The 22,119-nt window shown below is 47.4% G+C and carries 27 protein-coding genes; all 27 read right to left on the bottom strand.

All coding sequences use genetic code 11. The annotated features are described in order from the left end of the window. Positions 1-17 precede the first annotated feature (17 nt). Entirely contained in the window at positions 18-1,031 is a 1,014-nt protein-coding gene (locus MKX80_RS07160) for a zinc-binding alcohol dehydrogenase family protein (RefSeq protein WP_182070816.1), read from the bottom strand. A 26-nt stretch (positions 1,032-1,057) separates the two neighbouring features. Next, a complete protein-coding gene (locus MKX80_RS07155; protein WP_216929107.1) occupies positions 1,058-1,906 on the bottom strand; it encodes an SDR family oxidoreductase in 849 nt (282 codons plus the stop codon). Continuing rightward, positions 1,882-2,979 carry a mannonate dehydratase gene (gene uxuA, locus MKX80_RS07150; RefSeq protein WP_268310234.1) on the bottom strand — a complete coding sequence of 366 codons (1,098 nt, stop codon included), beginning with the start codon at positions 2,977-2,979 and terminating at the stop codon, positions 1,882-1,884. Before uxuA ends, MKX80_RS07155 begins: the two co-directional genes overlap by 25 nt. Before the next feature lie 20 nt (positions 2,980-2,999). Beyond that, positions 3,000-4,016 (bottom strand): zinc-binding alcohol dehydrogenase family protein, encoded by a 1,017-nt coding sequence (locus MKX80_RS07145; RefSeq protein ID WP_268310233.1) that lies wholly within the window; start codon positions 4,014-4,016, stop codon positions 3,000-3,002. 22 nt (positions 4,017-4,038) lie between these two features. Beyond that, the gene (locus MKX80_RS07140; protein ID WP_268310231.1) at positions 4,039-4,716 is read right to left on the bottom strand and encodes a GntR family transcriptional regulator; all 678 of its coding nucleotides are present in this window, start codon (positions 4,714-4,716) and stop codon (positions 4,039-4,041) included. Positions 4,717-4,815: 99 nt separating this feature from the next. Next, complete coding sequence (locus tag MKX80_RS07135) at positions 4,816-5,880, bottom strand: N-acetylmuramoyl-L-alanine amidase (protein WP_268342667.1); 1,065 nt, start codon at positions 5,878-5,880, stop codon at positions 4,816-4,818. A gap of 52 nt (positions 5,881-5,932) precedes the next feature. Next, positions 5,933-6,196: a phage holin gene (locus MKX80_RS07130; RefSeq protein ID WP_154994969.1), complete on the bottom strand. Its 264-nt coding sequence runs from the start codon at positions 6,194-6,196 to the stop codon at positions 5,933-5,935. Positions 6,197-6,210: 14 nt separating this feature from the next. Next, positions 6,211-6,474 (bottom strand): hemolysin XhlA family protein, encoded by a 264-nt coding sequence (locus MKX80_RS07125; protein ID WP_176275900.1) that lies wholly within the window; start codon positions 6,472-6,474, stop codon positions 6,211-6,213. A gap of 85 nt (positions 6,475-6,559) precedes the next feature. Beyond that, the gene (locus tag MKX80_RS07120) at positions 6,560-7,735 is read right to left on the bottom strand and encodes a hypothetical protein (RefSeq protein ID WP_182070822.1); all 1,176 of its coding nucleotides are present in this window, start codon (positions 7,733-7,735) and stop codon (positions 6,560-6,562) included. A gap of 153 nt (positions 7,736-7,888) precedes the next feature. After that, positions 7,889-8,275 carry a phage tail protein gene (locus MKX80_RS07115; protein WP_268324576.1) on the bottom strand — a complete coding sequence of 129 codons (387 nt, stop codon included), beginning with the start codon at positions 8,273-8,275 and terminating at the stop codon, positions 7,889-7,891. Positions 8,276-8,288: 13 nt separating this feature from the next. Then, a complete protein-coding gene (locus tag MKX80_RS07110) occupies positions 8,289-9,209 on the bottom strand; it encodes a YmfQ family protein (protein WP_182070824.1) in 921 nt (306 codons plus the stop codon). Further along, entirely contained in the window at positions 9,196-10,239 is a 1,044-nt protein-coding gene (locus MKX80_RS07105; protein ID WP_268327878.1) for a baseplate J/gp47 family protein, read from the bottom strand. Before MKX80_RS07105 ends, MKX80_RS07110 begins: the two co-directional genes overlap by 14 nt. Continuing rightward, positions 10,232-10,657, bottom strand: coding sequence for a DUF2634 domain-containing protein (locus MKX80_RS07100; protein WP_043925288.1), 426 nt, complete (start codon positions 10,655-10,657; stop codon positions 10,232-10,234). The genes MKX80_RS07105 and MKX80_RS07100 overlap by 8 nt, the downstream gene beginning before the upstream one ends. Before the next feature lie 18 nt (positions 10,658-10,675). After that, complete coding sequence (locus tag MKX80_RS07095; protein WP_154994959.1) at positions 10,676-10,984, bottom strand: DUF2577 domain-containing protein; 309 nt, start codon at positions 10,982-10,984, stop codon at positions 10,676-10,678. Further along, positions 10,981-11,961, bottom strand: coding sequence for a phage portal protein (locus MKX80_RS07090; protein WP_268342666.1), 981 nt, complete (start codon positions 11,959-11,961; stop codon positions 10,981-10,983). Before MKX80_RS07090 ends, MKX80_RS07095 begins: the two co-directional genes overlap by 4 nt. Before the next feature lie 56 nt (positions 11,962-12,017). Continuing rightward, positions 12,018-12,674: a LysM peptidoglycan-binding domain-containing protein gene (locus MKX80_RS07085; RefSeq protein ID WP_003180838.1), complete on the bottom strand. Its 657-nt coding sequence runs from the start codon at positions 12,672-12,674 to the stop codon at positions 12,018-12,020. Beyond that, on the bottom strand, positions 12,667-16,593 hold the full coding sequence (locus tag MKX80_RS07080; RefSeq protein ID WP_268342665.1) for a transglycosylase SLT domain-containing protein: 3,927 nt from the start codon (positions 16,591-16,593) through the stop codon (positions 12,667-12,669). The genes MKX80_RS07085 and MKX80_RS07080 overlap by 8 nt, the downstream gene beginning before the upstream one ends. Positions 16,594-16,596: 3 nt before the next feature. Then, entirely contained in the window at positions 16,597-16,734 is a 138-nt protein-coding gene (locus MKX80_RS07075; protein WP_176276257.1) for a hypothetical protein, read from the bottom strand. A gap of 41 nt (positions 16,735-16,775) precedes the next feature. Next, complete coding sequence (locus tag MKX80_RS07070; protein WP_003180832.1) at positions 16,776-17,225, bottom strand: phage portal protein; 450 nt, start codon at positions 17,223-17,225, stop codon at positions 16,776-16,778. Positions 17,226-17,389: 164 nt separating this feature from the next. Further along, positions 17,390-17,833 (bottom strand): phage tail tube protein, encoded by a 444-nt coding sequence (locus MKX80_RS07065; RefSeq protein ID WP_020451024.1) that lies wholly within the window; start codon positions 17,831-17,833, stop codon positions 17,390-17,392. Position 17,834: 1 nt separating this feature from the next. Then, positions 17,835-19,181 carry a phage tail sheath family protein gene (locus tag MKX80_RS07060; protein WP_268310213.1) on the bottom strand — a complete coding sequence of 449 codons (1,347 nt, stop codon included), beginning with the start codon at positions 19,179-19,181 and terminating at the stop codon, positions 17,835-17,837. Next, entirely contained in the window at positions 19,181-19,405 is a 225-nt protein-coding gene (locus tag MKX80_RS07055) for a hypothetical protein (RefSeq protein WP_154994951.1), read from the bottom strand. Before MKX80_RS07055 ends, MKX80_RS07060 begins: the two co-directional genes overlap by 1 nt. Further along, a complete protein-coding gene (locus MKX80_RS07050; RefSeq protein ID WP_154994949.1) occupies positions 19,406-19,846 on the bottom strand; it encodes a phage portal protein in 441 nt (146 codons plus the stop codon). It lies immediately after the preceding gene. 12 nt (positions 19,847-19,858) lie between these two features. Beyond that, complete coding sequence (locus MKX80_RS07045) at positions 19,859-20,347, bottom strand: HK97 gp10 family phage protein (RefSeq protein ID WP_154994947.1); 489 nt, start codon at positions 20,345-20,347, stop codon at positions 19,859-19,861. Further along, positions 20,344-20,700: a YqbH/XkdH family protein gene (locus tag MKX80_RS07040; RefSeq protein WP_268293880.1), complete on the bottom strand. Its 357-nt coding sequence runs from the start codon at positions 20,698-20,700 to the stop codon at positions 20,344-20,346. Before MKX80_RS07040 ends, MKX80_RS07045 begins: the two co-directional genes overlap by 4 nt. Further along, positions 20,697-21,071: a DUF3199 family protein gene (locus tag MKX80_RS07035; protein WP_023856716.1), complete on the bottom strand. Its 375-nt coding sequence runs from the start codon at positions 21,069-21,071 to the stop codon at positions 20,697-20,699. Before MKX80_RS07035 ends, MKX80_RS07040 begins: the two co-directional genes overlap by 4 nt. A gap of 103 nt (positions 21,072-21,174) precedes the next feature. Further along, positions 21,175-22,110, bottom strand: a complete 936-nt coding sequence (locus tag MKX80_RS07030; protein WP_339228227.1) for a phage major capsid protein — start codon at positions 22,108-22,110, stop codon at positions 21,175-21,177. Between the last annotated feature and the right edge of the window lie 9 nt (positions 22,111-22,119).

Raw genomic sequence — 22,119 nt, 5'->3', positions numbered from 1 at the left:
TTTCATTTTGTGCGATCTTACAGATGGATCAACACTTTCACAGGATTGGTTTCCGGAGCAAGTGCTGATTGAAATCTGTCAACAACATCGCGGAACGCAATCTGTCCGGTAATAAACCGGTTCGCATCCGCTCCGCCATCCCTGATGGCTTTCATCACCGTCTCAAAATCGCTTCTTAATGCGTTGCGGCTGGATAAAATCGTCAGCTCCCGCTTGTGGATTTCAGGATCGGGCATGGCCAGATGGTCGTTGATCAGTCCGACATAGATGAGCCGTCCCCCGTGTGCGACGTACTGATAAGCGCTGTTCATCGATGCAAGATGCCCTGTCGCGTCAAAGACAGCCGTCGGAAAGTCGCCGTTCGTCAACCGTTTGATCTCCTCTGCCGCATGTTCTCCCGCTAATACGACTTCATCGGCTTCAGCCCATTCGCGGCTAAACGTGAGGCGCTCTTTTCTAACATCCATCGCGATGATTTTCGCCCCCTTCAATTTTGCGAATTTCATCACGCTGAGTCCGATGGGCCCCGCTCCAACGACAAGCACCGTTTCCCCTTTTTTGATATTTGCCCTTTCTGCAGCGTGGGCGCCGATGCTCAAACATTCAACGACAGCGGCTTCGCTGAGCGTCAATCCTTCTGTTTTTATCAGGTGGTCTGCCGGGATATTTATGTATTCCCGCATTCCCCCATCTGTATGGACACCGAGGACGTTCAGATTCACGCAGCAGTTGGGCCGGCCGTTCCGGCAGGCGATGCATGTCCCGCATTCCAAATAAGGAATAATTGACACTTGATCGCCCGGCTTGAACGTTCCGCCGGTATCATTGATGCTGACAATTTCACCGGACAGTTCGTGTCCGAGCACTCTTGGATAAGAGAAAAACGGCTGTCTTCCGCAATAAGCGTGAAAATCCGTCCCGCAAATTCCGATCCGTTTAATGCGGACCAATGCTTCCCCATCCTTTAGTTCCGGCATTTTCACATCCGTCATTTTAAAATGATAAGGCTTTTCACACACAATCTGCTTCATGTATCGGCCTCCCCTTTATCGCGTTTTTAGACACCGGCATAAGCAGTAAATCCGCCATCTACCGGCACTGTTATGCCGGTAACAAACCCGGACATATTCTCATCCGCCAGCCAAAGCAGCGTCCCCAGCAAATCTTCCGGTTTGCCGAAACGCTTCATCGGGGTGTGAGAGATGATCTTCTTTGCTCTATCAGTAAATTCGCCGTTTTGATCAAGAAGAAGCCGTTCATTTTGATTGGTTAGGAAAAATCCCGGGGCAATGGCGTTGACCCTGATTCCCGTTTCGGCCAGATAGACGGCCAGCCATTTCGTAAAATTGTCGATGCCCGCTTTCGCCGCGCTGTATGCAGGCACTTTCGTCATCGGGGTTTGGGCGCTCATTGAAGAAATATTGATCACGGATGCCCCTTTTTGATTCAGCATCATTTTTGCAAATTGCTGTGTTGGAATGAAAGAACCGAGGAAGTTTAAATTGAGAACAGAACCGACATCATCGCAGTTCAGATCAAATAATGTCTTAATGTTGTCCTGGAAGAGGTGCTCGGAGTTGAATGTTTCATCTGATGTCGTGCCATTGGGGTGATTACCGCCGGCCCCGTTCACCAATAGATCACAGCCGCCGAATCGGTCAGCCACAACACGTTTCGCCTGTTCAACGCTCCGTTGATTGATGACATCACACTCAACGGCAATCGCTGCGCCGCCGGCTTTTCGAATAGCTTCGGCCACGACCTCTCCTTTTTCAACGGTTCGATTAAGAATGGCAACATTCATACCCTGCCGGCCGAGCTCTTTCGCCATCGCGCCGCAAAGCACCCCGCTGCCGCCTGTGATGACCGCAGTTTTTCCCGCTAAATTTTCATGGATTTCAAGCATTGTGAAGCCTCCCGTTTTTCTCTATTAAGCGAATCCCATATGCCCCATAAATACATGATACCGAGCGCCCTGTCATACAGACCGTAGCCTGGCCTGCACTTTTCATCCCAGATGTGGCGGCCGTGATCCGGACGCACATAGCCTGAAAAACCTGTTTCATGATAGGCTTTGACAATCCCGCAAATGTCAACGGTGCCATCTTTTGTTCTGTGCGATGTTTCGATAAAATCACCGTTTTCGTAGACTTTGACGTTTCGGATATGGGCAAATGGAATCCGGTCGGCATACGCATGGATCATGGCGGAAAGATCGTTTTCGGGGTTGGCCCCCAATGAACCGCTGCACAGTGTCACGCCATTAGCCGGATGATCGACAAGCTGAAGCAGCCGCCCGATGCTTTTTCCTGAAGTCATGATGCGCGGGAGTCCGAAAACCGGCCACGGAGGATCATCGGGATGGATCGCCATTTTGATTCCGCAGCGTGCGGCGGTTGGAATGATGCGTTCAAGAAAATAGTGAAGATGGCTCCACAGATCCTCCTCCGTCACATTTTGATAGGCTTCAAACAGCCTTGTCAGATGTTCCAGCCGCTCCGGTTCCCAGCCGGGCATCGTGAATTCGCGGTGATTGGCGATTTGATCGACAAGCGCAAAAGGGTCGATTGTGTGCACCTTTGCGTGCTCATAAAACAGAGCGGTGGACCCGTCTGGAGCCTTTTTGTATAAATCGGTCCGCAGCCAGTCAAATACAGGCATAAAATTGTAGCAGATCACTTTTACGCCGGCTTTGGCCAAATTTTCAATCGTTCGCTTGTATTTTTCAATATACAGATCTCTCGTCGGCAGCCCGAGCTTAATATCCTCATGAATGTTAACGCTTTCAACAACTTCAATGTGAAAACCGTGCTGTTCACACTGCCGTTTCACCTCTAAGATCTCTTCCAATGGCCATTCTTCACCTGGCGGCTGATGGTGAAGCGCCCAAACGATGCCCTCTACACCGGGAATCTGCCTGATCTGCTCAAGGGTGACGGAGTCGTTTCCTTCTCCATACCATCTGAAAACCATTTTCATCACACTTCCTCCTCACCGATTCAATAAGATAAAATGATCTTTGTGACCTGATGGGGACAGTTTTTCGCTTTTTTCAACGCCTCTTCTATTTTCATAAAAGGCATGATCTCAGTGACAAAAGACCGGGCTATTTCAGGGTTTTCATTCAAAAATTGAATAACGCCGGGAAATTGATTGACGCTGTGTTTTGTTCCATAAATTTCAATATCTTTCTTTGTGAGAAGAAGACCCGGAATCGTCACATTCTCCCCCGTTAAGCCGACAATAACAATGCGCCCGGCAGCAGCTGCCAAATGGACAGATTGCTCAATGGTCGCGGGAATCCCGGCAGCTTCGAACACAATCCCCGCTCCTTCTCCGTCTGTCAGCTTCAGAATCATTTGCTCGGTATCCTCTTCACCAGGCTGAATAACGGCATCCGCACCGAATGCCTCGGCAAGCTCAAGCCTTTCCCTTACAGGATCGACAGTGATCACACGAACGTCAAAGCGCTTTTTAATCTGTGCCAAAATCGTTAACCCGATCGGACCCATTCCCAATATGACAATCGTTTCGCCTGTTTGAATATCTGCCCGCCGAACCGCCTGCGCTCCGATTGAAAACGGCTCGCACAACGCAGCGGTTGCAAAATCCATTTGATCAGGAATCGGATGGACATGCATTTCCGGAACAATGATAAAATCAGCGAACCCTCCTCTGCGAACCGACCCAATCATGTCGATATTCACACAGGCGTTTGTCCTCCCTTTCCGACAAGGGTAGCAGCCTCCGCACGGAATAGCCGGTTCAATGACAACCCGTTCGCCTGCGGATCGCTCCCTCACACCGGCCCCCGTTTTTTCAATGATGCCTGCAAGCTCATGGCCAAAGATCTGAGGGTACTGTGCATATGGATTTGAGCCGTCGTAAAAATGCACATCACTGCCGCAAATCCCGGCGGCTTTTACCTTGACAAGGACTTCGCCGCTGGCCGGTTCGGGACGCGGAATGTCGCGAAATTCGATCGAAAAAGGCTTCGTCATCACCGCAGCTTTCACATCACCACTCCTTTTAAAACGCTTACTTTTTGAAATAACCGGGAAACTCATCAACGAGCATCTCTTTATCGACGATAACCAGCTGCAAATGCTCTTCGGCAATCTCCTTGGCTTTTGCCTTCTGTTTTGTATGAATCGCTTCTGTTAATGCCGCGTGCTGCTGATGAATGGTGTTCCAGTTAAAATCGGCGGCAAGCCTTAAAAAGCGGATTCTTTGGAAGGGAACGTTCATCTGCTGAATCGCAGCCCAAACATTCGCTTTTCCACAGCCTTCAAAAATCGTCTGATGAAAGGCTTCATCTAATTCAAACAAACTTTCATAGTTTTTCTGTGCGATCGATAATTCCTGCATCTTCACATTCTGTTCCAACTTAAACATAGCTTCCTGCGGAAAGTCTTCACACGCCAGTTCAGCTACAGCCTTTTCCAGGTTTTCCCGCATAAACCTCGCTTCCTCCACCAGGTCAAGATCGATGAGCGATACGCGGGTTCCTTTCTGCGGATAGACTTCGAGAAGCCCTTCTCTCGATAGCTGCAAAAAAGCCTCTCTGACCGGAGTGCGGCTGACTTCATACCGTTCTGAAATCTCTTTTTCCGATATCAGCTCACCCGGCACAAGCCGAAACTTCATGATTTCTTCTTTCAGCATCTGATAGATTTGGTCTCTGACAGAACGCGGGTTTAATTGTTTCATTGTCATGACTCTCACCTCCTCTCTGCCATACTACCATACAAGTATGGTTGTGGAATAGATGTTTTTCGAAAATTTCAAAAATATAAAGGAACTTTAAAAGTTCCTTTATTTCAAGAAGGCCATCATTTTCGCTTTTGTTTTCGGTCCGTATATCCCGTCCGCTCCCAAACCGTACATCAACTGAAAACGTTTCACCGCATTTGCCGTCTTCACTCCGTAGTATCCGTCGATCCCGTTGTTTTTGGCCCCTTTATCAGGGTAATAATAAAGAGCCGCAAGGGCTGTCTGGATTTGTGTGACGGCCGTTCCTTTCATCAGCGGGTTTTTCACCTTATAAATACCGTCCGGGAGGGTCCACGTTTTGCTCTTGCTGCCCGCTGACGCTTCAGCGGCCGAGAGGGCTTTTTCAGTTGACGGGCCGTAAATGCCGTCGGCTTTAATTCCCGCTTTCTTTTGTAAAGAAACAACCGCCTGCACCGTCTCGTCTCCATAGCTTCCGTCCGCCCCGTATTTAGGCAGCGAAAAGCCGGCAGCGATCAAGCGCGTTTGCAGCTTTTTCACATGAGCGCCTGACATTCCTTTTTTGAGTATGATGCCAGATGACGAACTTGTCTGGCTGGTGGAGGCAGCCGACACGGATACGGTTTTCGTTCCCAAAAGGGCATCTACTCTTTTACGGAAAGCTGACAATTGGCCGGCATCTCTCACCCACGGGGTTGGACAGCTTTTGTTGGTGACATCGTAATGGCGGACAATCCGATCTGCGGACAAACCGTATGTCTTGCACAAATCCGCTACAAGCTCTGCCGCATTGCGAATCGTCTCTTCATGGATAGTACCGTCTTTTTCTACGCACATTTCAACCCCGAGCGCCGTGGTATTGGCATTCGGCTTTAGGAAGCTGACATAGCAGCGGTTTTGATCATGCGCATGATAAGCGACTTCATGATCGGGAATAATATGCTGCGCCTCATGACGGTCGACAAAATAGTGAGCCGATGCATAACGCTTGTCAGCAATGCAGGTGCCATTGAAATAATTGCGCTCATTCAAAGCCGAAGCCCCGGGCGTCGCCGTCCAATGCATGACAATTCCTTTGACTGCCGCAAGCTTCAGCCCGGGACGGGTGTATTGATTGATTTTTACAAAGTTCTTGATTACTTTGACCAAACTTCATCATTCCTTTTCAAATGCAATTCAGGAAGCCGCCTGAAAAGCAGCTTCATTTCGTTAAACCTTTTTTCTGTAAAACTTCTTTTTGCATTTTCCCTTTGCTTGTCACATAGTTGTTCTTATACCAGGCAATCAGCGATGCAGCGATCGTAAAAGCCGCAGACCCGGCTGAATAGAGGGCATCCGCCAATGTATGAATCTGATCTTCTGTGACCGGTAAAACCGGCTTTCCAAACATGATCAACGTCTGATTGACCAGCGCAATAAAAAGAAGCACCGTCCTGACGACCGTGCCTTTGTCCATATGTTTCATGATGATGTCCTCCCTTATTTCTGCAATAAATTATAAAAAACAGCGATCGCGCCGCCGATGATGCCGGTGCTGACCGCTGTAATAATCGCGCCTGTGATGCTGCGCTTGATCCAAGTTGTATTCTCTTCGATTTTGTTCAGCTTTTCGTTAATCGAGATGATTTGCTGATCGTGGCGGTCTGATGTTCTTTCGAGTGTACTGACGCGTTTTTCGAGTATTTTTTGCCCGGACTTTAATTCTGTAATCTCTTTCTGAAAAATATCGTTTGATTGCACCATCTCTTATCCCCCCTTTACACTTGTACCTCGATATTTATTATGCTGACAAAAAAGTATGTTATCGAAATTTATAACCCCTTACTTTTTAAAGGGGAATCACTTCATCTAAACCGTAAGATGTAATGTTCTCAAGTTTATCTGCAATCTGGCCTTCCAATCTCATATTTCCATCAGGTTCAATATATAACTTAGTCATCCCTGTGGTACCGAAAATCGGAACAATTCTGCTTCGAAATTTTGACGGCCGATAGGCTTCCGGAAGTGTCCCAAAAACAACACCCCTTTTTGTCACAATTTCCCCCTCTAATATTAGAAGTCCGCCCATTAAACCACAACGCACCTTTCGATCACCATGGGAAGCTCCGTTCTTAAGGGGAACTTCGGTCCATGATGGCTCTAAATCAGCAGCTGTTATAATTCGCTTCCATCCCTTGAAAATTCCATCAGAATGAACAGATCCATGCCATAATGTATTATCATAAGTACGCCATGCATATATTGTTTTTCGTTCTGCATCAGCCTCAATGACATCATAGGTAAACCAGGAACTATCTTGGACCGGGTTATTTTGCACCTCATTCCCTAATGCAACATAAAATCCGGTCGGCAGTTTTAGAATATCTGCTCCACCTTGTAATCTTGTCCTTGAACCTTGATCATTCGTTAACTTGTATAATTGTCCGCTACTCCATTTTTTACGTTCTTGGACGGAAATATGAAGGTCGGGGTTGTCCGCATGAGCATCTACTTTTGTTTGAGACCCTTCCGTAGTTTCCAATTCCGTCCATTCCGTCCATTTGCCTCCCGAAATTGATTTTCGATAGGTTTTATTTGCTCTGTCAAAAGCGATAATTTGTCCTTCATTTCCCTCAGGATTACATGTCCAAATTCCCCTGATAGAAGGCCCTGGGCCGTTTAGTGCCCCTGACTCCGCCGTAAAATGAATAAGCCCTGTATGCTGCGGGAGAACCACATGAAAATCTTCATTTTCACGAATATTAATTTTTCCTTGCCCATCTTCCTGAGTAATATTAAACAATTGACTCTCATTCCATTTGTGTCGATCATTTTCAGTAATATGCAGTGTGCTGTCTTTTACATGTGAATCTAGCTCTTTTTTTGTTGCTGTTTTTTGATCGATCTCATCAATATAGTTTGCAATCAGTTGATCATTTTCATTGAGCTGATCGACAACTTTATTAAAAAGATCAGCATGTGCCCGATCTGTTGTTTTAAAACTCATTGGTCTTTTTATATCCATCCTGTCTTCGCCTCTCATTCAATTGTGATGACTATTGCTGTATTTTTTTTATTTCTGTTTGGCACCACTCTGGTGTATTTTGTTTTCTTATTTAGGATAAAAAACAGGAACCGGGCGTCTCGGTTTTTGGATGTCCACCTTGTTTCAGCTCCTTTAATAAATGTCGTCGATTTCAAAGACGAACTCGATGTCGCCGTCTTTTTGCTTATCTGTCATCGTTCTGACCGCTGTAAATTTTCCGGCTTCATCAACAAGGGCGAGCTCGTTGATCGTTTCCCCTGCCAGTTCGCTTTCTCCCAATGTACATGTATAGCGGACTTTCGCCGGCTCCATGAAGACAAAGCTGTCGATGTCCTTTTGCAGGAGTTCGTTTTTCAGCGCCTGTTCGTTGCCCTGTAGAGGAACAGGTTCGCCTTTATCGTTTGTACCTCCGTTTCCGAAAGCCATTTTTGTGATTTTGGTGAGCTTGCCGCCCTCAGCCCGTGCTTTTGCCATTTGCTGTCTTGCATAAAGCGTTGTCACTGTTAATTGTTGTGCCATTTTGATTTCTCCTTTACAATGCGATTTTTTGCGCCGCTGCTGCCAGCTGCTTTGTACCGTCGAGCAAAAATGCGCCGTTTAGCGTCCACCACTTCTCTCTCATTTCAAGCGCGCCTGCTTGCTTAAATTCATGCTCGCATTTGCAGCTGATTTTGAGGGATTGGACCTGTTTGTTTTGATTGCTGATGCCGGTTTTCATGCCTGCTTTTGCTTGCTGTTTCCACCGGTTTTCAGCGGCCGCCTTCATTGTAAAGCTCGAGGCGGACCGAATGTTTTGCCGCTTCTTGTGGCGCAGTGTGAGCTGCTGTTTAAACCTGCGGGGCAGACCGTCGATTTCTCGAAAACCGTTCAAGTAGAATGCATCATCAAGCAGATACTGTCCGTCCAAATAGACCGGTATCGTACCGAAAAAGCCGTTTTCACTTCTTAAAACGAGCCTGTTATGAACGCTTTTCGGCGGCCGACATTCATAATGAAACCCGCCCCGGAATGTATAAGCCAAATGGGCGGGCTTCATATGATTGACGGTTTGAATGATCGAAGGTATAAACTGCAGATCTTCACCGTTTACACTCAGCAAAAAATGATACCGTCCGGCCGTCAGTCTGACGGAGGCAGACGGCTGTTTTAAAAAAGCATTAACCGCTCGCTCGATCGAGCGGCTTGTAATCGGCGGAATATTGGACATCTTGGTTAACAGACGGGCCCTTCGAATATCGACGCCGTCTGAAGCCTCGCGTCTGACATTCAAAATCTTTTCCCACCTGTCCAGCCCCCATGTGGCCGTCGTGACGAAAAGCTGGTCCGTCATATCGAAAATCTCTTGATTTTGCCTTTCAAATTCAGGCGCTTCAGCCGTTATAATTTCTTGAATCTCCCGGATTTCCGTCAAGTATGGCGGCAGATGAAAAGCCATTTCATCAATCTTGCTCAATGATGGTCACCTGCCCCAGCTTTGGAATTTCCGTTTCTGTCAACTGCAGATTTTTCGCTTCCCCGTTGATGAAGACTTCCGAATAGTCACTGACAGAGGACGATTTATAGATCATATTGTTGATCTGCGAGAGACGGATGACACTTTCTTTAAAGGCCATTTCTTTAAACAATTCTGTGATTTTTTCTTCAATTTCCTGTTTGGCCTCATCGATCGTCCGGCCTGATTCAGGTATGATTTTTGCAGATATGCTCACGTCTTTCCATACCGCGCTTTCAACTGCGGTATAAGCTCCGATCGGCGCCATACCTTCCCCTTTGCCTGGATCGGGATCGATATACTGCTTGACTCTTTCGATTAATGCGTCAGAGGCTGGCTCCATTTTGGCGTTTGTAATGACAACTTTTACGGTTCCCTCGCCATTCCACAGCGGAAAGACCTTCGCTTTGCCGACGCCGTCCACTTCTTCGGCCCATTGTTTGTAATGCAGCTGATTCGCGCTGACTGCTTCCCTACGGACGCGGATCAAATACCTTTCATACAGGGATTCATCCGTCTCCTCGTCACGGCCGGGAATTTCAAGCCTTCCCATAACCGCTTTTTCAAGTCCGGGAATGGTATCGAGCGGAAGCAAAGGCCGCCCCGAAAAATTGGCGTTTCCTTTTGTCCCGGCTGTTTCACATTCCAGCTTGCCGTCTTCGAGCATGGTAAAATATAAGTCTTCCAGAAAGAAACGGGTTCCGGGGGGAACCGATACTCCATCCGTAAATGCCGCAGACCAAATGGCTTTTGACGCCCGATAGCGCTCAAGACCGGCCTCAGCCGCCCTTCTGTCCAAATATTCGCCTTCAGCCGTATCCGCATAAACCAAATTCAGCACTTGATCAAGCCAAATATAAGAAAGCGCCAGCTCGGCAGCTGCCGGGGCAAGCGCATTCCAAATAACGCTGTTTTCACGCTTGTCAATCTCATCTGAAACCCGCTCAAGCATGCGTTCCATGATCTCTTCAAATGTCTGGTTTTCAAACATCTTCCCCTATCACCTCCTCGATTTCCAGCGTCCCTTCATCGGTTTCAACCGAAAAGGACACGTGGAAGGCATCGCCTTGACGCTCAATCTCGAAATCGGTTACCGCAGAAATTCGGTCGTCGTATATGAGGGCTTCCTCAATCAGTCTCGGTATCTCCATTTCTTTATAAGCGTCGGTCGTTTCATGATCTGAAAGAACCTCCTGCAGCTCATTTCCGATGTTATGGCTGTAAACGGCGTATGCGTAGCGCTCAGTTCTCAGCGCCATGTAAACCATTTGTTCGACCGCTTCGAGTCCTGAAATCATATCACCCGTCATCCTGCCTGTTTCAAAATCAATTTTGTACGTTTTTGAAGTCTCAATCACTTCGCTGTCATCCTCGATATCTTCAAAAGATACTTCCGGTGAAAGAGCCACCCGAGCCACCTCCTACTCCTATATCCTGTCAATCACAAAAAACGACTGCCCTCCAGGCATGGCCGCAATCATCACGTGGTCGCCGGCATGCAATTGATTGTAAAAGCGAATCGTTTTGTCTTCTCCGTCAATCCGGATCTGTTCCGTATGTTCTGTCAAATGCCTGGCCACCACCAGTAAGTCGGAGGGGATCACCAATTTATCATGATTGCGGAGCTTCAGCTTAAGCGGAGAAGCGGACACGACTTCAGCCGGCATGACATCAACAGGCGATTCAGCGTTTACGGCTCCAAGAGCCAGCTCTTTTATCGCATCGCTTAATTTCATGAAGACGCTCCTTCAGGTATGGTGTTTTTAGCGACGACATCAATCGTCATCACATGCTTTGTCCCTGTAAAATCGTGTTTATCTTTATCAACCCAATAGGTCCCTTTAATGCCCGCTTCCGGAATCGATATATAAACCGGCAGTCCGCTTTGAACTTCCGGTATGCCGAGCGCCTGTATGCTTTTCAGCTCTTTTTTGACGCCTTTCTTTTCCGCCTGTATCTTCTTCGCCCGGTCGCGCAGTTGCGCCTCGTTAATATCATCCGAAACCGTCTCTGTGTACTGGAGTACGCCGAATTTTTTCATACCGGCTTCATCGCTGGCGGATGCGGTATAGGTTTTGTTATCTTTCTGCTTTCTCAGTTTCACCCGGGTTGCTGTTTCATCAATTGACGTACTGTAAGTGTAATCCGTAATGTTCACACCCGTTTCCAAAACCCAGATATTCTCCGGTTCGGGCCACGCTCTTAAACACAGCTTTCCCTTTTCGGCATACAGCTGATAGTTTTTTCCGGTTTGCTTTTTTGTTTCCCGCAGCGCTTTTAAAATGATGTCATATAGGCTCGTATTGTCTTTAAAGACGAGCGATTTAATCGTATGCCCCGTGTTTGCAATAGCGCCTTTGGGAATTTGAAAGTCGCTCGCAATTCGTTTGACAATGTCAGCGGCCGTTTTGTTCGAGAATACATATACATCCTGATTTTTCACCAAGTACTGAAGCATGTCGTACGCTTTAAACGTAAGCGTATATTCTTTCGGCACCCTGCTGAAAACAATTCCGCGAAACAGTTCTTTTCCTTTCCATTTAAATAAAACGGTATCGCCTTCCTGCACGCTGTAATATTTGTGGCTTCCCTGCTTGATCACAATCGACGCTTCGATCGAACGAGGGGCCTGGTACCTTTCTCCTTCCAAGGTGACGCTTTCGGTGACAAGTTCATACCATTCGCTTTCTTTTATGACAAATAATTCGATCATCGCTATCCCCTGCTTTTGATTTAACAGAAAAACGCCGGTTCACCCGGCGCTTCGTTTTATGGTATTTTCAGCTTTTGCCCCGGAAAAATCCAGTGCCCCGGCTGTTTGATATTTCGCTTGCTTCGTTTGATCATCGCCTGTTTGTTCGCATTCCAAATTTTCCGCCATTCCTGGCTGTTTCCGTAAAAACGGCCTGCGATGTGCCAGAGCGTATCGCCTTTTTTGACAGTGTACATTTTTGGAGCCGGTTTGGACGGCCGTTTTTTCTTCGTTTTCTTTTTTTGTTTGATCTTCCGAGGTGATGCTGTTTGATATTCTTTTAATGTGAGATCAAAATCGCGGTCGCCAATATCCTTTTCACCCTCACGATGCGAAAAGTTTTCGATGCTGCATGTGAAATTGATCTTCGTTCCCGTCACGAGAAATTGAACCGGTTTTTTTGCTTTCATCCACTTCTCAATTTTGAGAATCGCGTTCTCCGGCGAAAGAAACCCTTTGTATTCGGAGAGCGGAGAATACTTTTTCGGAAAATGAGACGAAAATGAAATCGTCTTTGCTCCCGGTTCATTGATAAAGGTGACCTCGCCGAATTTTGACACCTTTACAGATTCGTTGGCAAGATTATTGCTGACGTCAAGCTGCTCGGGAAGCACAGGGAGGCGCAGCTTTTCCTTTCCTTGTGTCAGCCAAAATTCGTACACGGATTTAGTCATAAGCTACGCTTCCTTTCGTCCCAATATGAATATCCCGTTCAAGCTCATCGACAAGAGCGCGCTTGATTTTCGCAATCAATGTTTCCTGGTCGCGCTCACTGTGATAATGATTGTCTCCGGTAATATAGATGTTGACTTCTTTGACGCCGCTTTCAGCCGGCTGCCGGGATCGTGCCCCACCTGCGGTGGCTGCAGCCGCCTGACCGTTTGAAATTGAACCTGACCCTTCAGCCGGGTCATGCACTTCCATCCCGAGCGCGCCTGCAGCCCGCTGAAGCAGATATCTGCCGCGGATGCCGCGTTCTTCGGGAATGATCCATTCGCGCTTGCCGCCTTCACCCACGCGGGCGATCTGCTCGCTAGTGATCAGGCCACCGTTGGCATAGCCTTTATAAGCTCCGCCTCTTGCCATGCTTTTAATCCCTGGGGTGTTAAATGGCGACCCGTATCGCGATTTGATGTAGTTGATGGCCGCTACCGCGTTGTGAACAGGATTGAAAATATCATTCATTCCTTTTCCTTTGTAAGCATTAAACGTTTGGCCGATCGTCTGCATCAAGCCTCTGCTCGGGTCCCCCCGCTTAGCGTTAATGTCCCAGCCGTTATAGGCGCGCGGATTTCCGCCGGATTCCTTTTGAGCAATGACAGAAAGCGGCTGTAGCCACGACACCGGTGAACCGGTAGCCATGATCGCCTGCATCAGCCACGACTTTACATTTCCGCCGACGGCGCCGATTCCGGAAAACGAAGCTGCCAGTGAGCCCGCTTGTTTTTCCGCAAAACTTTTGACATCGACAGAGCTTAAACCTTTGACAATCCCGACCGACGCGAAACGCCCGAGACTCATCATAACCCGGGACGGAGAATGAATATCTAGTTCTTCGCGGAACGCTTTTTCCACTTTTTTCGCCAAGTTTTTTGCAGCTTGAGAAACTTCGCTGCCTTTTCCATTCATGCCGCTGATAAAGTGTCCGACCATTCCCGATCCCCAGCCTGCAGCCGACTGTTTCGAATCAAGGAACGGCTTGTTGATATTTTTATCAACATACTGTGACGTCCCGGTCGGTGTCGCATTTTGCCCGGATGCAAAGTTTCTGACTGTATTTGCGCCCCAGGAAGATGACGTTTTCACCGTTGTTTGATAAGGCGCATTTACTTTTGCTTGAAGAAAACCGCCGGTTCCGGTCGCGGAAGCATTTTGCCCGGAAGCGAACCCGGCAACCGTCTGTTTTCCGTAGTTAGACGATTCTGCCGGCAGGCTGCTAAACGGCTTGCTGATGTTTTTTTGCTTCCATTGATTAAGGGAAGGAGCGTTTGAGCCGATCCCTTTGTCAAAACCGCCGGTGAATTCCCGGCCGAAAGCCTGCGCCTCTGCCTCTATATTCCCGACGCCGACAGCAGGCGACACAGAAGCCGAATATGAAGCTGTGCTTGAAACCGGAGAAGAAGTTCCCCCGTCTCCCGCCGCGGCTCCCATGTCGTCAACAACACGCATACCGAGCTTGGTCGCGGCCTGGGCAAGCAGCATCTTCCCGCGTCCCCGGTTGTTTTCCGTCGGGATGACGAATTCGTTTCCGGCTTCACCGATCCAGGAGATGGTCGGTTTTGTGATGTAGCCGCCTGTGGCATTTTTATCAGGATCTTCTCCTGTCATGAAGTTGATGACGGCATCAATACCGCCGCCAACCTTTTCCCATATTTTGCCTACCCAGCCGAATGCTTTCTCAAAACCGTCGCTTATCAATCCTGCAATCTTTACAATTGGCTTTTGAATATTTTTCTCAAACCAGCCGGCGACGCCTTCCCAAATGTCTGTTACGGTTTTTTTGGCCGCTTGAAATTTTTCTCCAATCGCTTCTTTTACGGTTGAGAACGTATTTTTTAACGGATTCCAAACCGTATTTATAAACCATGAGGAAACCGCGCCCCAAATTCTTTTGATCATGTTCCATGTGAATTGAAAACGATCCCATATTCCGGTTGCCACTTCAATGACTTTTGAAACCACGGGGTTCCAAACATTTTCCGCAAACCAACCGGCGACAACCGTGAATGTCTCTTGAATCATCGTCCAGGCTGTTGTCAGCTGATTCCAGATCCCTGTCGCTACTTCAATGACTTTGCCCACGACCGGATCCCAGACATTCTCTGCAAACCAGCCGGCGACAACCATGAATGTTTCTTGAATCATCGTCCAGGCTGTTGTCAGCTGATTCCAGATCCCTGTCGCTACTTCGATCACCTTGCCGACAATCGGATTCCAGACATTTTCCGCAAACCAGCCCGCCACTGTCATGAATGTTTCCTGAATCATCGTCCAGGCTGTTGTCAGTTGATTCCAGATCCCTGTCGCTACTTCGACCACCTTGCCGACAACCGGATTCCAGACGTTATCTGTAAACCAACCTGCTATCATCGACCAGTTTTCTTGAATGGCTCCGAGTGCCTCAGCCGATTTATCTTTTATCGTATTCCACGCTTTCTCGACACCGCCGTTGTCATCGAACATCTTCCCGAAATATTCACCGATGCTTGAGCCGCCTGTACTTCCGATTAAGCCTCCAATAGCACCGCCGATTGCCGTTCCCCCCACAGGGAGAATAGCTGTGCCAATTGCCGCACCTGCTGCTGCACCAGCTAAACCGCCGGCAATTCCTCCGCCTGCTGAACCGACTTTTTCGCCTGCGTTTTCTTTGTTCATATCTAGTAATTCTGTCGCAGACAGTGCAGCTCCAAGGTACGGAACTTTTTTCCCGACACCTTTTCCAAACTTGCCAAGCCCTTTAAGGAACTTTCCGCCCGGCTTCTTTGTTCGATTTTGTTTTGAACCTGTTTTATTGTCGGACTTTTCGCCTTTGCTACCTGGCTTTTTGCTCGTTTTCGGATCGTTTGTTAAAGACCTTCCCCTTTTACCGCAGCAACAACATACACATTTCACAGGTTTTTTTGTGGCATTTTCTTTGTTGTCTTTCTTTTTATTGCTTTTTCCCAGAAGCTTATCCAAGCCTTTATCAAATAGGTTATCCATCATTTTTTCAGGATTAATTGAGATTTTTTCAGCAATTTTTTCTTTTAATCTTTCGACTGTCTTTTTTTTATATTCATCTATTTTACCCTGCCACCATGTTGCGAGCTTTCCTTTTCCAAAATTAGTTAGTTCTCCAAGTTTCTCTTTCCCTTTTTGCAAAACCGTATCCCAAATGGAACTTGCCTGACTAGCCTCAGGAGATTTGCCTGATTCATTTTTCTCGTCTGTTTTTGAGCTTTGCATTCCTTGATCATTTTTTGTTCTTTTCTTTTCAATATCATCGAGCTTTTTTTGCAAGGCATTCAATTTCGCGGTGGCCTGGTCGTTAATCGTAAGGGTGGCCTGATATTCCCTTGCTAAATGATTTTTCAAATAGGAGGAAATCCTGCTGGCTGTCTGGGTGATTTTATCAATGACATAGAGGGTTGCAGAGTATCCTTTTTGCAATGCACCTTTCATGTAGCCGTAAATTTTTTGAACTGCCGGGGTGACTCGGTCGTTAACGGCTGCAGTTAAGAAGTATTCAGCCGATGCCAAATCAGACATGATGCTTCTGATCTTTTGAATGCCCGGTGTCGCCTGATCATTTATTACAATTGAAAATTGATAGTTGTCAGGCAGCTTTTGTTTGAGCTGATTTGAAATATTGTCGATGGTTCTGCCGGCCTTATCAACTGCTGAAATTTCAAGCTGCCATGATTTCAGGTTGGCTTTTAAGAAAACATTTAGTTTTTTCAATGTTTTCTCTGCTGTTTTCGTTTTTATTTGCATTGTGAACGGGCGGCTGAGCTTTTTTTGTCTTTTTTCCAGGTCTTTAAACCCCTTCTGAATCCTCCGCAGCTTCTTAGACACCCGGTCTTCAAGTTCAAAACGTGCCGTCAGTTTTGCCATGGATTATGTACCTCCTTTCCGCGCTTCTTTTTCCAGGATCTGAAGTTTGTAGCTGATGAGTCCGTATAATAATGCTTTAAACGGTTTTGGGGCTTCGTACAGCTCCCGGAGCTGGGATGGAGAATAGTGAAGTTCGTGCATCGCGAAATAGAGATACACCGCTTCTTTATTCCCATCCTTGATTAGTTTTTTGCTTCTTCTTCCAGATCTTCAAGATCGTCTTCAAAGCCGTTGATTTCAATCGCTTTGTTGAGCCAGTTCGCATATTCCCCTCCGACAGAGAGAACGCGTTTGGCCACTTCGACCGGGTCGGCCGTTTTATAGGCTTCTCTTAATTCCTTTGAACGGAAATCAGGATAGATCGTCGATTCAATGGCGATTCTGGCGTAAAAGCGCTGGGTGTCGAGATCCTTGACGCGGCCTCTGCCTTTGATGTTTTTATAAGTTGTATTTTCTTTTTCAAGCTCGTCAATGCGCTCGGTTGTAATCGGCTTAAACACAAACGGAATGACATTGCCCTTTTTATCGACGAACCGCTTTGAGATCGGCACTTTGATTTCTTCGGCTTCAACGGTTTGTCCCGGCATAAAAAAGGATAAATCATATACTTTTTCTTCTTGTTTTTCACTCATGTCTGCTTGCTCCTTTAACATTCAATTTTTAAATTGGCAATGAAAAAGCACCCTCGGCTTGGCGAGAGTGCTTGGTGTCATATGTCCTGACTACTGAATCGGCTTCCTTCTTTAAGACCAGCCTTTGCAGCCTATGTTTGAAAACCGGGATACGGGGCTCTTTTTTAAAACGTATCTTTCAGTTTTTCGGGAACGTCAAAATCTTCAAATGTGAACGGAACTTCTTCTTCGAGCGCTTCTGAGTCGACGTCAAGGCCGGCGATTTTGGCTGAGTCAAAATTCACGTCATACAGTGTGACCCGTTCCGTTCCGCGGCCTGATGACTGGTCGTCAAGGACGGCCTGGAGCGTGAAATACGGGTCTTCGCCTTTTTTCACATAGTTCATCATTAATGTGACAAATTGAGATGTGACTTTATAAAATGTCGCCGTTCCAGTGCCGTTTGCACCTGTTGTCTTATGGCCCGTCATGCGGCGGCCCATAATATTGACTTCAGCTTTATTCTTTTCGACGTTTGCCTCAAATGTTTTGATGTGAGCCATCTCTTGTCCGTCGAGAAAAAGACGGCCTTCTTTTCCGGAAATCGTGTTTTGCGCTTTTAATGCCATATTATTTTACCTCCACATTAAAGTAGAATTTTTCTGCTGCATCAACCGGCTGAACGGCCAAATCAATTAAAAACCCGTCGCGGTCTTCATTCAGTGTAATGGCAATATCGCTTTCAGAATCAAAACCGGTGATGCCGCCGGCTTCCTGAAGCGCCGTCATATACTGAATGATCAGCGTTTTGACGTACTGCAAACCATCATCTGATGCAGGGATATCGCTGCCGCTTGCTTTTCGTGCTTTGATTAAAGCCTTTAATTCGCGGGTCAGGTCATTGTTGACTCCATCGAGAACGCGGATGATTTTATTTTTCGAGAATTTTTTGTTCTTATCGGCAGTGAAGCTCGTTAAAGAATTGATGTCTTTTTCGACGCTGACCGATTGATCGCGTGCATCAAACGTAAATAAAAACTCGCCTTTTTTCAGACGTTCGATGACCTGGTCTTCATCCAGACGGTCCAGGACATCAACAGCTCCTTCGTATTCGACAAATGTGAGCGACTGGTTAAAAGTCGCGCCTGCGCTTGCTCCGGCAACCCATGCCGTCGCTTTTTCAGGAGTGATTTCTGTGCCGTCTTCCAGCACGACGCCTCCCGTTACATTAATGATGCCTTCATAATCTCCGGCATAATCGGCGACAACGCCTTGGACTTTCTGGCCCTGCTTGTCGCGAAGGCGTTTGATGAAAGCAGCAAAAGTGGCTTTCAGCTGTTCATTGTCTGCAACCGGAAGTGCGATCGTATTGAAGTATTCCGTTTCGGCAGCATCCAAAAACGCGGTGTAATCGGCAACGCTTGCTGTTCCGTTCTCTCCGCCTTCCAGCTTTGTGCCCGCTGTCAGTTCAAGCGCGCCTTCCCCTTGAAACGCGACGTACGCATTTGAGGTAAGCTCTTCTGCCGTTTTGACGGTTTGTCGGTCAGCTTCATCTGTTCCGACAAAGGTTGTGACATCAAACTTTTTAGAATCGAGCACATTTTCGGAAATGCGGATCGAGATGTCGTTTCCTTTCTCGCCCCCGTATTTTGCCGTTACGCTCAGCGTTTCGCCGATTTGGGCTTTCGCCGGCGCCCCTGTGTTCAGACGGTATAGCAAAACGGTCTGTGCGTTTTTCTTCGCTTCGCGGAAAAGCAGAAGAGACGGATCATCGATGTTCAATCCTACTTTTTTATTTAAATCTTCAATGCTGGAAATCGATACGAATGTTTTCGGCTCCCCCCAGCTCATGACGACAGGGAGGGCAACTGTGCCGCGGTCCCCGACGGAAACCCGTTCCTCTGCTGTCGTTTTAAAATTAAAATAAATGCCGGCACGATCTTTTTCTTTGCCTGGTGTAAATGTTCCGCCGTTCATTAATTCATGACCTCCTTGGCTAAAAATGTTTGAATAAGCTGACTTGCCTCAGGTTTTGAAATCTGCTCTTCTTTCACATGAAAAAGAGCACCGTCGAGAACTTCCGGTTTAATGCCGAAGAGCTCTTTCGCGTGCTCCCTCAGATCTTCGATGTAGAACAGCGCTTCACGTTCCTCTTGAGGCGCCTTTTTTGCTTCTGTCTTTGTTTTTTTGCTGACTGTCAATTATTTCACCCCGTTTGTAAAATCAATTGTTTCCAGAGAAAGTTCGTTTTCCCGTCTGTACCAATAGCGGCTGTTCCATTGAATAATAATGGACGCGGTGCCGGAATCCCCTATCCTCGTCTCGATCCGGCTGATCCTCAAGCTGTCCCCTGTGCCTTTACCCGATCGGCCAATGAGCGGTATGATGTGCCGCGCTTCCCTTACGGCGTCTGCAATGCGCTCGGCATGATCGTGAGCCTGCTGCGAATCATGGTGAAACAGTTTCACATTCAGGGTGAAGACTTTTTTAAATGTTGAAACCGTATCATTCTCATCAAAAACAGAAGGGGGAGGAAAATATAGCGACGGTATTTGAAAATGGTCAGGTATTTCCTTTTCATAACAGACGACAGGAAAGACTTGATAAAAGAAATTCATGACAGATCCCGTTTCGTCGTTCAAAGCTTCACCTCCTTACAGGGAATTCAGCCATTTTTGCAGCTTTTCATGCAGGCGTTTTTCAAATAAACGCTCAAATATGTAAAGCGCATGCTCCCAATAGCCTGTTCCCTTTACCCATTGCCGTTTTAAGGCCATGCCGGACGATGAACCGGGATCATATTGAAACCGGCCGCCGTGCCATTGTCCCGGAATCCACCTGACTTCATCTTTTCCGCCTGACCAATGGCCGTCATTTACGAATGAGGCATACTCTAACTCCGTCCCGACTTCAAGCGTGAGTCCGCCTTTTTCGATTTCCCACCTGTTCCCTTCGGCCCCCCGCTTGAACGAGCGCAAAAGGCTGCCGGTATCAATCGATCCGGCGCGCACGATTTCGTCACGGACCAGGTCCAAAAAATCGGTTCCCGCCTTTTCAAGCCACTTGGCAGCTTCAGTTCGAAAGCCGCTCTGCCCCGCTTTTTCCAGCGTCTGCGACAGCTGTTTCAATCCTTTGATTTTCATAGTTTTTCATCCCTGACCGCTAAGACTTCCAGGTGATGGCCTTTGATGTTGCGCGGCTGCTGAAGCGTGTAGCTGACACCGTTCCAGACCGCCTGATCGTGAAGGCGCACATCTGCATCCGCCGGAAAATGGGCCAAATATGAATGATAAATGACCTGTTCGGGTTCTTGCTGGACGATCGACTGGTTTTTTTCCGTAAAATAGCAGGGAACATTTTGAAGATCAGGTGTGTCCCCGTATGTGCGGATCGGCTGCAGGTATGGCGCGGGAATGCCGTACATTGCTTCCTCGGCCTGGTCTTCCTTTAGATGATAGATATCACAGCGGTCGCTTAATAATTTTTTGTAGCTCATAGCGGCCGCACCTTAAATCGAACAGATTCATAATCAAGAATAAATTCTTCGAGCAGTTTATAGACGTCGGGCTTCGCCAGGCCTCCGCTTCTTGAGAGCGTATAGGAGTAGTCACCCAATTTCTCAGATTTGTAGCCTTTCAAAAGCGATTCATCACCGTTTTTCAATGCAAAGTATTGTGCCAGTTGCAGCAAAGCGAGCCTTGCCTTTTCCGGCAGCGGATCATATTTTTCATCTGTAAAACGATGCCCCGTTATCTGCTCGGCTTCCGCTTCAGCTTCAAGGATATCCTGCCGTAGCAATTCCTGCGGCCGGTTTTTCACGGCTTCAATAACGGAATATTGGATGATATCGTCGGGCGTGATCAGCATGTTCATCACATCCTTCCAGAGCTTTTAGCTGTTGTCCGGGGCGCACGGACTCGTTCCCCGCCGATCGGCTATGCTTTCATTGGAAGCGTTCGGACTAAGGCATTTACTCTTTTACATTGACGATTTTTGCAACCGCGTCTTCTTCTTCGAATTTGCTATCCAGTTTTGCCGTCAGAACAATGATAAATTTGCGTGCGCGAATGTCTTTATCGACTTCAATTCTGATATTGCGCGAGAAACCGAGAATGATATTTTTCGGATGTGTCAAAATAATGTCTGATGCTTCGGCGGCCGCATCTCCTTCTCCGTATGAATACGGCTGAATATTTGAGACCCCTTTAACAGGCACGCCAAAAGCGGTTGAAAGTCCGCCCTGAACTGCCGCATCCCCGAGAGTGGTTTGACGGTCTGCGACGCGGTCTTTCCATTCAATCTCCTGACCGAGCGATGTGTAGAATCTGAATTCCTGTGGAACGCGCATATATTTTGCCGGAACAGCTTTCAGCCCCTGTTTGAAAAGCTGTCGGCTGATTTGCTCCCCGCTCGCATCGACGATGTGGGAGACCGACTGCTTCCGGATCCCGTCGAGCTGGGCAAGATATGGATCTGAAGACGCGACATCACCGTTGACGATCAGTTCTTCAATATCCACAGCAGCCCGTTCCGCCAGCATTTGCATCAATGTCTGTTGAAGGCCGTCTTTTTCAATGTTATTTTCGAGCGTGTCATAAGTAATGTTGACTTCAGCAATGACTTCTTTTGCATTCAGCTCGACCGTGCTGGTCACCGGTGCGGTTAATTGGTCTTTCGCCAATGCTTTACCTTCATCAGCCGCTCTTAAAATCCGCTGGCCAAAACCGATCTTTTCAAATTTTTGCGAGTCGTTTTCCATTTGAATCACGCGCGATTCGCTGAAAATTGTCGGCGTGTTTTGCACCATTCGAATAAATGCAGAAGCCTGCGCCGGATTCATTAATCCTCCGCTTTTCAGCGTCGCAAGCGACATCTCGGCTTTACGAATAATCTCTTGATTTCTCATTGTCTTCCT

Origin of the sequence: Bacillus sp. FSL K6-0972 (genome assembly GCF_037976035.1) — a bacterium.
GTDB classification, from domain to species: Bacteria; Bacillota; Bacilli; order Bacillales; family Bacillaceae; genus Bacillus; species Bacillus haynesii.
Note: the sequence above shows the minus strand (reverse complement) of the source record. Positions and strands in the feature narration are given on the sequence as shown.